Origin of the sequence: Sphingobium sp. 3R8, from assembly GCF_020166615.1 — a bacterium.
Lineage (GTDB): Bacteria > Pseudomonadota > Alphaproteobacteria > Sphingomonadales > Sphingomonadaceae > Sphingobium > Sphingobium bisphenolicum.
The window spans coordinates 245,952-258,883 of the sequence record NZ_JAIQXR010000004.1 but is presented as its reverse complement, the minus strand read 5'-3'; the positions used below and the strand labels follow the sequence as shown (position 1 = coordinate 258,883).

The window sequence follows — 12,932 nt, the reverse complement described above, 5'->3', positions numbered from 1 at the left end:
TTGATCCGCTCCACCATGTTTGTTCGGAACGCCGGAGCTGCGAGATCATGGGAAGCGGACCAAGGTAGCGCAGCCAAGGCCTTTTCGTCGATCGTGACCTTGGCCTCGTTACCTGTGAGGACGTCGACGGCATAGGTTTCGCGCACCGCCGTGGAGCCGCTGAACGGCAGCACGACCGCAACGCTGGCGATGTTAAAATATTCGACAAATGCTAACATGCGACCGGTAACGGGATCACCGATCAACGCCAGCACATGTGATACTTGCGCGTCAACCTCGAACCAGCGTGGCTGGTGCCAGAGGAAGGTGTTTGGGGGCAGCGGGACCGGGTCAGGCAACGGCTTCAGTGCGCAGGTGTAGCTGCGAAGCTGCGGATGCGGCTCAAAGCTGCGGTGGGCGGCGAAAATGCTCGCCGCGACGAATGCCGCCGGGAACGTGACGGCTGGGCCGATCTGAAGCTGGCCACGCAGCCTGCCGGGTCGGGTGCTGACGACCGCCGCCTGCAGTACCGCAGCCTCGATATCAAAAGCTGGGAAGCGCTTCCGGACTCGGCCCAGCAATGTGCGCAGTTCTGCGGTGGATCGTGCCGAGACGTGTACGTCGACTGCACCGTCGGGCTTATCCTCCATCGCGAATTCGGGGCGCGCCGGCATGATCGGCTTGCCGAACGCCACTTTATAGACGCGGCCTTCGGCATCGGTCATGCTGATAGGGGGATTGGCGCCGCGGTCGCGTGAGCCGTCGAGCTGACTCATGATCGGCTCGAAGGCTCGAATCAGTGGCAGGTCGACAGCATCGTTGAGATCGCTGTTGGCGAGGAGGCAGAGCAGCCCCCTAGGCTTGAGGCGACCGCCGAGAGCGCTGGGGATGACGTGGGCGCGAGAGTCGGTTGCCGGAGTGATCGGGTCACCGGTGATTAGGCAGGTCTTGATCATGAAACTTAGCTATTCCTGAAGTGAGATGTTGCTTACATCACGCCGGCGCGCGGCCGCATGATTTACTGTTGACGCACGCGGAATCCTGCTCAAGCATCGCGCGTCCGGTGAATCCTCACGATGGCGAACGGCAAATCGAGCCGATCACGGTTGTCCGCAAACGAACGCCCGCTAAATCCGCCTGGTTGGCCAAAAAACGACGATCGGCTTTCGGTCATCGGTGTTTAGCTAGCAGGGAAAGCTGACCGTCTGCATGCGGGGATCGAAAATTCGATGCGAAGCGTCCGGCATGGGTCGACTGCTACCGCAGGCAAACGCGGAGTCGTGGGACGAAGCCGCCATCCGCAGAGACTTCGCCGAATGGCTGATTCAACCGAGAGCTGCCATTCGCAAGCGTCCCGAAAAGGATGGTGAAACGAGAAAGTCGCTAAGCAACAGCTGCTAGGCATGCCGCTAGGGTGGTGAAGTCGCTCGCTAGGAGACGATTTCTTGGGCCACGGGCTTTGGTGCCCGTTGAGGTTTTGGAATTAAGTACGGCCTCTGCAGTGCGGAACTTAATTACAAGGCTCAGTCAGTCGGCCTGGAAGTGGAAGTAGGCCGCCTGAACCGCCAATCCGACCTGGGTGAAGCGCTCGGCAACTGCACCATCGAAACATCGAGATCAGGTCATGCCGAAGAGACCGGAGGCCCGGCGTACCGGGCCTCCCACCAATCAATAATCCATCGCCGGCATCGGCGCGGCCTTCTCCTCCTTCGGCACCTCGGCGACAAGCGCCTCGGTGGTGATTAGGAGCGATGCAACGGATGCCGCGTCCTGCAGCGCCGTGCGCACCACCTTTGCCGGATCGATGACGCCCGCCTGGACGAGGTCCTGATACTCAGCGGTGGCCGCATTAAAGCCCCAGTTATAGTCGGAGCTCTCCAGCAGCTTGCCGACGATATAGGCGCCGTCCTCGCCGGCATTCTCCGCGATCTGCCGCGCCGGTGCACGCAGTGCCCGGCGGATGATATCGATGCCGGACTGCTGGTCGTCATTGACGGCATTAAGCCCATCGAGCGCCTTGATCGCACGGAGCAGCGCGATGCCGCCGCCCGGCAGGATGCCTTCTTCTACCGCAGCCCGCGTCGCATGGAGCGCGTCGTCGACGCGATCCTTCTTCTCCTTGACCTCGACCTCGGTTGCGCCGCCGACGCGGATCACCGCGACACCGCCAGCAAGCTTGGCCACGCGCTCCTGCAGCTTCTCTCGATCATAGTCGGACGTGGTGGTCTCGATCTGCTGGCGTAGCTGCGCCACGCGGCCGTCGATATCGTCCTTCTGGCCCACCCCGTCGATGATGGTGGTGTTGTCCTTGTCGATCGTCACCTTCTTGGCGCGGCCGAGCATATCGATAGTGACGGTCTCGAGCTTGATGCCGAGATCCTCGGAGACGACATTGCCGCCGGTCAGGATCGCGATATCCTCTAGCATCGCCTTACGGCGATCGCCGAAGCCTGGCGCCTTGACCGCAGCAATCTTGAGCCCGCCGCGCAGCTTGTTGACGACGAGCGTCGCGAGCGCCTCGCCCTCGACATCCTCGGCGATGATCAGCAGCGGCCGCCCCGACTGCACGACCTTCTCGAGCAGGGGCACAAGCCCCTGCAGGTTTGAGAGCTTCTTCTCGTGGATGAGGATATAAGGATCGTCGAGCTCGACCTTGAGCTTCTCGGCATTGGTGATGAAGTAGGGCGAGAGATAGCCGCGGTCGAACTGCATGCCCTCGACCGTCTCGAGTTCGGTCTCGAGGCTCTTGGCCTCCTCGACCGTGATCACGCCCTCGTTGCCAACCTTCTCCATCGCCTCGGCGAGGATGCGACCGACTTCCTCGTCGCCATTTGCGGAAATGGTGGCAACCTGCGCGATCTCGCTGTTGGCGCCGACCTTCTTGGCGTGGCTCTGGAGATCCTTGACGACCGCGTTGACCGCGAGATCGATGCCGCGCTTGACGTCCATCGGGTTCATGCCGGCGGCGACGGCCTTCGAGCCCTCGCGTACAATCGCCTGAGCGAGCACGGTCGCAGTGGTGGTGCCGTCGCCGGCCTTGTCGTTCTGCTTGTTGGCCACTTCGCGCAGCATCTGCGCGCCCATATTCTCGAACTTGTCGGCAAGCTCGATCTCCTTGGCGACGGTGACGCCGTCCTTGGTGATCCGGGGCGCTCCGAACGACTTTTCAATGACGACATTGCGACCCTTGGGCCCGAGCGTCACCTTCACGGCGTTGGCCAGCGTATCTACACCGCGCATCATGCGGTCACGCGCGTCCGACGCAAACTTCACTTCCTTGGCAGCCATCTGCCTGCTCCTTTCTCAATTCCTTCCTGATGGTTAGAGAGATAGCAGGCGGCTCAGGCCGCCTGCTTCTGAGGCACGACGTCGTCGATCACGCCAAGGATGTCGCTTTCCTTCATGATAAGCAGATCCTCGCCGTTAATTTTGACTTCGGTGCCCGACCATTTGCCGAACAGGATGCGGTCGCCAGCCTTTACGGACAACTCGACCAACTGGCCGCTGTCGTCGCGGGCGCCGGGTCCGATGGCGACGACTTCGCCTTCCTGCGGCTTTTCCCTGGCGGTGTCGGGGATGATGATGCCGCCCGAGGTCTTCTCCTCGGCTTCGATGCGGCGGACGACCACACGGTCGTGCAAGGGACGGAAGTGCATGGCAAAACCTCCAGATGCAAAACATGATGTGACAACCCTGCCATTCATCTGAACGACAGGTTTGCGTGAACTAGGAGAAGAGATTTTCGGGTTCAAGAGGTCGAGGGAAGATTTTTGGCACTCGCCTTTGCGGAGTGCCAATCCAGCCCATTTTGAGCAATAAGGTGGACATCATCCCTCTTGACGCGACTCGGATCCGCACCAAAATTTAGTGCGGCGTGCGGCACCCCACGCCTGAAAGGAGCGACACAAGGAAAGGAGCCACGGCCATGTCGCAGCCATTTTCCCGTTTCTTGCACCCCTTTGACGTTGCACACCACCCGAGCCTGGAGCCGGAAGTCAAACGCGCAATCCTCGCCTCCTGGGCGTCCGACCGCTCCGCGGTAAAGGACCAGCCGGCGATGCTAGAGCCGCCCGGCGCCAGGCGCGCCGTTCCGATCGACGAGGTGTTCGCCACCGTGCAATCGCTTGATGAACCGCGAACTGACGGCCGACAGCTGCAATGAGCGATCGCGGCTTCATCGCGCAGCTGGAGGGCTACGGTCTTACCACAGCCGAAATTCGTTATTACCGCCCGATGCACCGTCGCTTCTCCAGCTGTTCAAATGGCAGGAATGTGATCTTGCGCCCGACTTCCCCGTCCTGTTCGATTTCCTCGACCATTGGCGGTGCGAGATCGAGGCCGCACGCCATTCGGTCCGGATCGCCCATGGCCGGCTGATCGGACCTGCCGGATGGCGCGCGGTCGATGGCATCATCCCGCTCCCATGACAGGCGGTCCCGGCGAGCGCTGGCGCCGGCGAGGCAGACGGACGGTCCGCCTCGCCCTCGTCTTCGATGACATCATGGAATTCGCGCTCGCGCTGCTGTCGGTGGCCGCCATCCCCGTCAGCGGGCTGGCGCCGTTCTTTTGATCGGCAGGCCCTCAGCCGGGATAATGTCGCTCTCGATCGCACCGATAAAGGATCGCGGGCCTTTGCGGCGAGCAGCTTCATCAGGTGGTGGGAAGGCCTTTTTTGGGGAGGATGCTCAGCACAATCGTTCTAGGTAAGGGTATTTACATTCACATGTGGTGCCCGGGCGGCTAGTGTCGCCAGTGCGTCGATCGCCCGTGCCAAGCTCAGCAGCAACACCGCTCGATCTTCGCGACATGATCGCGGCAAGGAGACAGGTGTGAGGAAGCGTAAAACCCAGGCGAAGGTTTCGACAGGCATTGCGGGTCTTGATCAGATCCTTCGCGGAGGGCTCCCAGCGTCCAATCTCTACATCATGCAAGGCGCGCCGGGCGCCGGCAAGACGACTGCCGCGCTCCAGTTCCTGCGTGCCGGCGTCGAAGCGGGCGAGCGTTGCATCTATGTGAGCCTGTCCCAGACTGCTGCGGAACTGACGGCGATCGCCCAGTCTCACGGCTGGACGCTCGACGGCATCCGTATCGAAGAATTGTCGGCTTCTGACGCGGTGAATGGCGCGGCGGACCAGACGATCTTCCAGACCGCCGAACTACGGCTCGACGAAACTCGTCAGGCGATCGAACAAGCGATCGAGGAGCATAAGCCCCAGCGGCTCGTCTATGACTCCCTGCTGGAGATCCGGCTCATTACCGGCGATACGCCGCGCTTTCGTCGCGAACTGCTTGGATTCAAGACCTTCCTCGCTCAGCGCAACGTAGTCGCGCTGCTGCTCGATACCCAGACGAGCGAGGCGGCGACCAGCGGCGAAGAGGTCGAAGGCATCGCCCATGGCGTCATCCGCTTCGCCAAGTCGCTGGAGGATTATGGTTCGGTGCGCCGGCGCATCGAGGTCAGCAAGATGCGCGGCGTGCCGATCGCGGATGGCTATCACGACATGGCGATCCGCGAGGGTGAAGGCGTAGTGGTGTTTCCGCGCATCGTTCCCGGGGAGGCCGCCGACACGCGCAAAACCCAGTTGATCAAGTCGGGTGTCGATACGCTCGACGACATGTTCGGCGGCGGGCAGGAATCAGGTACCACGACGCTCGTCATCGGTCAGGCAGGAACCGGCAAATCGACGATGGCCTCACTCTACGCAACCGCGGCACTCGAGCGCGGCGAACATGTCGCGCTGTTCCTGTTCGAGGAGCGGCTGGAAACCTTCTTCAGGCGTTCCGAAGGGCTCGGCATGGAGCTGCGGCAGTTCCACAAGGACGGCCAGCTGGTGATCCGCGATTTCGCGCCAAACGAGATCTCGCCTGGCGAATTCGCCCAGATCGTCCAGTCGATCGTCACCGAATTCAAGACGCGCGTCGTCGTCATCGACAGCTTCACCGGTTATCTCAATTCGCTCCCGCACCGCGAAAAGGCGGTGCGCGACATCCAGTCGCTCCTCAAATATCTCGCGCGATCGGGCGTGCTGACGATGCTGATCGTCGCCCAGCACGGGCTGCTAGGCCAGAATGTCGGGATCGACGTCGATGTAAGCTTCCTCGGCGACACGGTGCTACTGCTGCGCATCATGGAGGATGAGGGCCGCCTGCGCCGCAACATCACCGTCGTCAAAAAGCGCCACGGTCCCCACGATCTCAACGTTCATGAGCTCCTGATCCAGAGTTCCGGCATCACGGTCGTCCCGTTCAATCCTCTACCGGCGGCATGAGCGAAAGCCACGAAGACGAACCGGGCGCGCTCGATCAGGTCCTTATCCTCGCGCCCTATCGGCGGGATGCCGAGTATCTGGTCAGGCTGCTCACCGAGCACGAGATCTCCGTCGCGCCTTGTACGGCGGCCGATCTGGCGACGCATCTCGCGACCGGACCCGGGGTGCTCGTCGCCACCCACGAAGCCCTGACGCCGGGGCTGATCGCCATGATCGGAGAGCATCTTCATGCCCAACAGCCATGGTCTGAAATGCCCATCGTCGTTCTGCTCGATCGCGCCTCGCCAAACGCCCGCATTAGGACCGCGCTCGATGCGGCTTGGCCGAGATCACGCCAGCTCTTCTACCAGCGCCCGCTGACGCCGGTCGAACTGGTCAGCGGAATCCAGTCGGCACTGCTGGCGCGGTTGCGTCAGCGCGACGTGCGCGACCACATCGATCGCGAGGTCGAACTTCGCCGCGAGCTCAATCATCGCGTCAAGAACATCCTCGCCAGCGTGTCCTCGATCTTCGAAATGACCCGTCGCGGGGCGGAAGACGTCGATGCATTGGCCGCGGACTTCGGCGGGCGACTGCAGGCCCTCTCCAATGTGCATTCGGCGGTTTTCCAGTCCGAGGGCGAATCGATCTCCATCGCCGATATCGCCGCCCTGACCTTCGACCCGTATCGCCAGCAGGGGGTCAGCCGGATCGAAGCGCACGGGCCTGATGTCATTCTGACCGGCGCAGCCGGAACGACACTGGCATTGTGCCTGCACGAACTCACGACCAATGCGATCAAATATGGTGCGCTTTCCCGCCCCGAAGGCCGGGTGACCTTCCGGTGGCAGATCCTCGCCGATCTGCGTCCGGATCTTTCGATGGAGTGGCAGGAGGAAGGTGGCCCTCGGGTCGTAGCGCCGTCGCGCGTCGGCTATGGCACCCGCTATCTGCGTTCGGCCTTGACCGGCCTGTTCGGCGGTAAACCCGATATCGATTTCGCGGCGGGCGGCTTACGATGCACAGCCCAAGGACCGTTTTCGCGCTTAGCGGGAAACCCGGAGGCCGAGGAGGACGTTTCCGGTGGATGACGCTCACCCGCAACCCAGCCGCACCGCCGCTCCGCCTCTATTGCGTTGAGGACAATCCGCTGATCGTCTTCCATCTCGAACAGCTGATCGAGGATGCCGGCCACGTCTTTGTCGGCTCCGCAGACAGCTTTTCCCAACTGAAGATGGATGCTGAGGTCGCCGCGATCGATGGTGTGCTTGTCGATATCGATTTGGCCGACGGCCGTACCGGTCCGGACGTTGCCGCCTGGTTGAAGGCGCTCGGCATTCCGTCGCTGTTTGTGACCGGGCAGGACGACGTTGCCGCGCGCTATTCCGATATAGTTCGGGGCGTCATCAATAAGCCGGTCGCCACCGCCGGCTTTGCGGAAAAGCTCGCGCTGCTCAGGGCGTGACGACGGTCAACCCTAGCCGCCGGCTTGTCAAACGGCGTGCAAACGGGACCTCGTATCGGCGTTGGAGAGCGACCCCTTTTCGAGGTAGAGCGGAAGGTTGTGGGTGGGGCTCCTGCGCTGGGTGCGGTGGAGGTCGGGCGTAGCCCGGCCGGAGGCATCATATTATTTTGGCTACTAACGGATACGGTCACGGCCGCATCGAAAACTGACACACCCAGGTTTGGTCCGCACGTCTTTCAAGTCACGCCGTGGGAACAGGCGGCGACCATGCTTGTTGTCGCTTACATCGCGAATTCCATGAAAAAGGGAGGGCCCGATGAGAGAGATGCTTGAGACTGGTTGTACCTTGGGCGCTTGGGCTTCCCAGCCGAACGCGGAGAACATGGGTCAGCAGGGCCGATCACTTGGTCTGTCGATAAAGACATTTTTCCAACATCCAATGATGGTGGGATCGGCTTTTCCCGCCAGTCGGTGGCTTGTGCGGCACATGCTGGCGCCTCTTGATTGGCAGAAAATGAAGCTGCTTGTTGAATTTGGGCCGGGTACCGGCGTCTTCACACGGGCGGCGTTGGCTCTCCTGCCTGCTGACGCTACCTTGCTGGCGCTCGACACCAGCCCTGCCTTTATCGATCACCTGCGAGCGTCCATACAGGATCAACGACTGCAGGCCGTTTGCGCGCCGGCCGTCAAGATCGCAACCGTGATAAAGGATCGCGGCCTGCCGCTTGCGGATTGCATTCTATCGGGCCTCCCTTTTTCGACCCTAGACCCAATGGACGCTGAGCGAACCGCGGCCGCCAGTCGAACCATTCTCGGGCCTGAAGGGATTTTCTGCGCGTACCAGATGCGCCGCACCATCGAACCTCTATTGAAAAAGCATATTGGCGGCGTCCGCTCTGCCTATGAATGGCGTAATATCCCCCCGTGCCATCTTTACTGGGTTGAGACCGCTAACCCTGAGGTTTCAAATAATGGAGAGAAGCGATGAGCGAAAGGACGCGCGACCCCGCCAAGCCCTCTGATCTGTCGATGGATGATCATCCGCGCCGAGGTCAGATGGGTGACGTCCGCCCGAACGAGGTTGATACCCATCCACGCTCACGCGGTGGCCAACGCCAGAAAGACGTGAGAAACGGCCGTCCATGGGCACGGTGATACCGGAGGATCGGCGCGTCAAAAGCGCATCAGACAGGAGAAGGCCATGGAAGACAAGTCTCGCCGCAAACGCACCGTGCCGACCGAACAGACCCGCGATCCGAATATCTCGACAGAAAATCAGCCCGGAGGGGCGGCGCGGCGGCCCAGTGATACGCTCGACCGCGAGCCTGCGCACGATCCGGTGAGCGGTGGCGCCATTTCGTCGGATTATAATTCTGAGGCAATGACCCGGCGTAACGAGGAGCGAAATAGCAGTGCTGGCCGCGACCAGACCGAGGGGAAAAGTCCATAATGGGAATAGACAAGCTAGCGGCGGTCGAAGCTGCGGTATTCTGCAGGTCAACGAACTCAAGCACCGGATGACACAGGTCGGCGCAACATAATCATGCAAGCCCCTCTCAACCGAGCCGGACGAATGCTGTGCAGGTATGTCAGCGCCACAGACGAGCTTAGCGTTGGCAGGGACATTAGCCATCTCGGATGGCAGACCTGCGCCTACGACCGACTTTGGAGGAAGAAGTGAGCCAGACCATAGAGAAGCTTTTTGCTACCCGCGCCGAAGCGAAAAGCGCGCCCGAATTGTTGGTGCAACAGCATGGCATCGATAGAAGCAACATCTTCATTGCTGCACACGGTCTGGACAATAGCGTTTAGAAGGTGGTCAATTATGGCTGACAGCCGCGGCGGGCATCTGGTTTATAAGGACGGAGCGGTCCTTCTGCGTGGGGAGACATTCCCGCCAACGCAGGAGGCTAATGGCCGGGCTGTTCTGGTCATCCATGAAGCCGACGGAATTGGCGGGAATGTCAGACGTCATTGTCGCCGGCTTGCAAAACTTGGCTATTTTGCATTGGCTGCGGACATGCATGGCGGCGGTAAGCCCTTGCACGGGGAAGCTATGGCCAGCGCACTGGCACAGTTCCGGCGTGAGCCTGATCTAAGGCCTGTGGACATTTAGGGGATTCCCTTTTCAGCCTGAATAGGATTCAAGACTGGCGAAAGGAACGCCATCTTGGATCGACACGGATTGAGCGACGAGCAGTGGGAACGGGTTCGCCCTGTGCTTCCCGGTAAAGTCGGAGATAGAGGGCGTTCAGCTGTCGACAATCGGACGTTTCTCGAGGCGGTTTTATGGATCGCTGGAACAGGAGCGCCATGGCGAGACTTGCCGGAAAGCTTCGGCAACTGGAATTCCAATTTCCGTCGCTTTCGCAGGTGGGCTGTAAAAGGTGTCTTTGAGCTTCTGTTCGAGCGATTGTCGGGCGATCCTGACTTTGAATACGCCATGATCGATGGCACGATCGTCCGGGTCCATCAGCAGGGCACCGGCGCAAGGGGGGGACTCATCGTCAGGCGATCGGCCGATCGCGCGGCGGATTGACCACCAAGATCGTCGTGCTGGTAGATGCACTGGGAAACCTGGTTCGCTTCGTTCTCTTGCCAGGCCAGAGCCACGATCTCGTCGGGGTGAAGCCGCTGATCCAGGACGTCGAATTCGACATGTTCCTCGGAGACAAAGCTTTCGACGCCGACTGGCTGCGAACCGAACTGAACGAAAGAGGCGCGGTGGCAGTGATCCCACCCAAATCAAACCGGAAGCAAAAGATCGACTGCGACTTCCACGCCTACCGTTGGAGACACCTCGTCGAGAACTTCTTCTGCAACCTCAAAACATTCCGGCGCATCGCCACTCGCTACGAGAAAACCGATCAGAGCTATAGAGCCATGATCAATCTCGCTGCTCTCAAGATCGCAATTCGCTAAATGTCCACACGCCTTAGTCCGCAACCGCGCGGCAGCGGCCCATAGGGCATTACAATGCGTGGCTGGTGTCGATGCGCGCGATAGTGCCGCGATCGGCTTTTGCTTTGGTGGCTTTGCCGTACTGGAACTGGCGCGCTCAGGTGCTCCTATCGCAGCGGTCGCGAGCTTCCATGGACTACTTTCGACTGCTCTGCCCGCTAGACAGGGCGACGTGAAGTCGCGTGTGGCGGTCTACACAGGAGCCCGGGACCCTCTGGTGCCAGCCGTCGACGTCACTGGATTTCAGGAAGAGATGTCGCGGGCCAATGTAGATTGGCAGGTCAGCATTTATGGCAACGCGCTCCACAGTTTCACCAACAAGGACGTTGATATGCTGGGCGACCCGCGCATGGCCTATGATCCAATATCGCACGCCGCTTCCTGGCAGGCTGCGATGGACTTCTTGCATGCGACCTTTGCACGGCTCGAAGCCCCTATTCGTAAATGACGACCTATGGGCGTAGCATGCGAAGCGCCTGCTTCTTACTCGCGACATTTCGTCCAGTTAATCTTGATTAGGGCGTTTTGAGGGAACGAGACGGACCCTTTCGGTCTTTTTATGTCAAGCGATTTGGAAGGTAAATTCATGGCCACTCAACTCGAACATGGCGGTTCGCAATTTTTATGCCAAGGATTTCAGGAAGAACTTAGTCGGTGGAACAGGCAAAGGCTAGCGCCGACTTTCCCAGCGCAGGCAACGGCCGAACAATTCACTCGTGATCGCAATATGCTCCGGCTTGAGCATGCATTCATCAAGGAATTGCGCGCGCATGTCATTGATGAGGCTGCCAAAGCGCCTACCACGCCTGATGCATTTGTCGACTGGTTCGAGGATTTAAAAGCGACCGGACCTGGGCAACATGATCGCCTTTTCCCTTGGCTGGCGGACCAAGCCGACAGAGACGAACTACGCTGGTTCCTGTCACAGGAAGCTGCGGGTGAGGCAGGGTTCGATGATCTTGTAGCGCTGACTCAGGTTAAGCTGCCGGCTCGGGCAAAGCTTGAGCTGGCCCGCAATTATTGGGACGAGATGGGACGCGGAAATCCAAAGGGGATGCACGGTCCTATGCTCAATCAACTCGTCGACATTCTTGACCTAGACACGCAGATTGAACACACGGTTTGGGAAAGCCTCGCGCTTGCCAACGCCATGACGGCCATGGCCACATCGCGAAGCTATGCCTGGCATAGCGTCGGCGCTCTTGGCGTCATTGAGCTGACCGCGCCCGATCGCTCGGCGCATACGGCGAAAGGCTTGCGACGGATCGGCTTGAGTGGATCCGAGCGGCGTTATTTCGATCTCCACGCCGTTCTTGACATCAAGCATAGCTGGGACTGGAACGATGAGGCGATCCGACCGCTCGTCGAAGAAGACCCGCGCCGTGCGACAGCAATGGCAGAAGGCGCGCTTATCCGGCTTCATTGTGGAGCCCGATGTTTTGAGAGATATCGCGCGTATTTGGGGTTGGAGTGAGACGATGGTACGCCCCATATTGCTAGTTGAAGACGACCCGGACGTTGCCGCTTTGATCTCCGACATGCTGGAGAGAGCTGACTATGTCGTCGATGGCCCTTATGCCACTTTGTCCGATGGTATGGAGGCGCTTGCCAACTCGATGCCAGCGGCAGCCGTTCTGGACATTCGTCTCAGGCGTGGGGACGTTGACCTGCTGGCCGATGATCTGGACCTATATGATATTCCCTACCTGTTTTGCTCGGGTGCATTTGGTCATCCGGTTGTCAAGCGGCATCCCGACGCCCCTCTGGTCCTTAAACCCGCGCTGGGACGAAGCCTGATATCGACACTTCAGGCGATGTTGCACTGAAGCAGGAGGCAATGAGAGCTCATTGCGCAGGCGATATTATGGCAGCGGTGCCTCTCGAGAGATGCCGAGTAATTCAGTATCTGACAGAATTCTCCGCATTTGCGCTTCATCGAGCACGGCTTGTTGAAAGTCTGACAGGTGCTGATTGGCAGTAATCTCGTGCAATATGTCGATGAGTTCCATATCCGTCATAGCGCCAGCGCACGCGGCGCTCACGATAGGATCTACAAACGACATAAGTGCACCAACCTTATCACTTGAGCCGTAGCTTCGACTCACGCCGACTTTTCCTACCGCACTTAATATTTCGGTAGAGATCACATTTCACCCGAACGATCGACAACATGCCCTTGATACAGGAAAAGCAGGAGGGTTGGACCTGCGGTCCACCAAGTACCGATGGGCAGGGGTTCCGCTCCATTTATACGCAGGTCGCAGACCGTCTCTTCACCT

The 12,932-nt window shown here is 60.0% G+C and carries 17 protein-coding genes and 1 pseudogene; 14 read left to right on the top strand and 4 right to left on the bottom strand.

The window, feature by feature from the left end:
* From K9B33_RS06065 to groES, 3 genes are all read right to left on the bottom strand, one after another.
* A partial coding sequence (locus K9B33_RS06065; RefSeq protein ID WP_224547410.1) for an HNH endonuclease occupies positions 1-935 on the bottom strand: 935 nt, incomplete at its 3' end.
* 712 nt (positions 936-1,647) lie between these two features.
* Positions 1,648-3,267, bottom strand: a complete 1,620-nt coding sequence (gene groL / locus K9B33_RS06060) for a chaperonin GroEL (RefSeq protein ID WP_224547408.1) — start codon at positions 3,265-3,267, stop codon at positions 1,648-1,650.
* Positions 3,268-3,320: 53 nt separating this feature from the next.
* On the bottom strand, positions 3,321-3,635 hold the full coding sequence (gene groES / locus K9B33_RS06055) for a co-chaperone GroES (RefSeq protein ID WP_224547431.1): 315 nt from the start codon (positions 3,633-3,635) through the stop codon (positions 3,321-3,323).
* 269 nt (positions 3,636-3,904) lie between these two features.
* Here groES and K9B33_RS06050 point away from each other — a divergent pair, with 269 nt between their 5' ends.
* From K9B33_RS06050 to K9B33_RS05985, 14 genes and pseudogenes are all read left to right on the top strand, one after another.
* Complete coding sequence (locus tag K9B33_RS06050) at positions 3,905-4,141, top strand: hypothetical protein (protein ID WP_224547406.1); 237 nt, start codon at positions 3,905-3,907, stop codon at positions 4,139-4,141.
* Positions 4,138-4,406 (top strand): annotated as a pseudogene (locus K9B33_RS06045) (usg protein). The gene K9B33_RS06050 and the pseudogene K9B33_RS06045 overlap by 4 nt, the downstream one beginning before the upstream one ends.
* The gene (locus K9B33_RS06040; RefSeq protein WP_224547405.1) at positions 4,403-4,549 is read left to right on the top strand and encodes a hypothetical protein; all 147 of its coding nucleotides are present in this window, start codon (positions 4,403-4,405) and stop codon (positions 4,547-4,549) included. Before K9B33_RS06045 ends, K9B33_RS06040 begins: the two are co-directional and overlap by 4 nt.
* 259 nt (positions 4,550-4,808) lie before the next feature.
* A complete protein-coding gene (locus tag K9B33_RS23140; protein WP_224547403.1) occupies positions 4,809-6,248 on the top strand; it encodes an ATPase domain-containing protein in 1,440 nt (479 codons plus the stop codon).
* A complete protein-coding gene (locus tag K9B33_RS06030) occupies positions 6,245-7,318 on the top strand; it encodes a sensor histidine kinase (protein ID WP_224547401.1) in 1,074 nt (357 codons plus the stop codon). The genes K9B33_RS23140 and K9B33_RS06030 overlap by 4 nt, the downstream gene beginning before the upstream one ends.
* Complete coding sequence (locus K9B33_RS06025; RefSeq protein ID WP_224547399.1) at positions 7,315-7,692, top strand: response regulator; 378 nt, start codon at positions 7,315-7,317, stop codon at positions 7,690-7,692. Before K9B33_RS06030 ends, K9B33_RS06025 begins: the two co-directional genes overlap by 4 nt.
* Before the next feature lie 316 nt (positions 7,693-8,008).
* Complete coding sequence (locus K9B33_RS06020; RefSeq protein WP_224547398.1) at positions 8,009-8,680, top strand: class I SAM-dependent methyltransferase; 672 nt, start codon at positions 8,009-8,011, stop codon at positions 8,678-8,680.
* 213 nt (positions 8,681-8,893) lie between these two features.
* On the top strand, positions 8,894-9,142 hold the full coding sequence (locus K9B33_RS06015) for a hypothetical protein (RefSeq protein ID WP_224547397.1): 249 nt from the start codon (positions 8,894-8,896) through the stop codon (positions 9,140-9,142).
* Positions 9,143-9,330: 188 nt separating this feature from the next.
* Positions 9,331-9,504 carry a hypothetical protein gene (locus tag K9B33_RS06010; protein WP_224547396.1) on the top strand — a complete coding sequence of 58 codons (174 nt, stop codon included), beginning with the start codon at positions 9,331-9,333 and terminating at the stop codon, positions 9,502-9,504.
* Complete coding sequence (locus K9B33_RS23225) at positions 9,446-9,808, top strand: dienelactone hydrolase family protein (RefSeq protein WP_411973989.1); 363 nt, start codon at positions 9,446-9,448, stop codon at positions 9,806-9,808. Before K9B33_RS06010 ends, K9B33_RS23225 begins: the two co-directional genes overlap by 59 nt.
* A gap of 54 nt (positions 9,809-9,862) precedes the next feature.
* Positions 9,863-10,614, top strand: a protein-coding gene (locus K9B33_RS06000) for an IS5 family transposase (RefSeq protein WP_224547394.1) whose coding sequence is annotated in 2 segments (ribosomal slippage) — positions 9,863-10,184 and positions 10,184-10,614 — 753 coding nt in all. Because the reading frame shifts where the segments join, the coding sequence is not laid out codon by codon here.
* Entirely contained in the window at positions 10,583-11,101 is a 519-nt protein-coding gene (locus K9B33_RS05995) for a dienelactone hydrolase family protein (protein ID WP_318011086.1), read from the top strand. Before K9B33_RS06000 ends, K9B33_RS05995 begins: the two co-directional genes overlap by 32 nt.
* Positions 11,102-11,239: 138 nt before the next feature.
* Positions 11,240-12,127, top strand: coding sequence for an iron-containing redox enzyme family protein (locus tag K9B33_RS05990; RefSeq protein WP_224547393.1), 888 nt, complete (start codon positions 11,240-11,242; stop codon positions 12,125-12,127).
* A gap of 4 nt (positions 12,128-12,131) precedes the next feature.
* Positions 12,132-12,479 (top strand): hypothetical protein, encoded by a 348-nt coding sequence (locus K9B33_RS05985; protein WP_224547392.1) that lies wholly within the window; start codon positions 12,132-12,134, stop codon positions 12,477-12,479.
* A 36-nt stretch (positions 12,480-12,515) separates the two neighbouring features.
* Here the strand turns inward: K9B33_RS05985 and K9B33_RS05980 are convergent, their stop codons facing one another.
* Positions 12,516-12,800 carry a hypothetical protein gene (locus K9B33_RS05980; protein ID WP_224547391.1) on the bottom strand — a complete coding sequence of 95 codons (285 nt, stop codon included), beginning with the start codon at positions 12,798-12,800 and terminating at the stop codon, positions 12,516-12,518.
* Positions 12,801-12,932 lie beyond the last annotated feature (132 nt).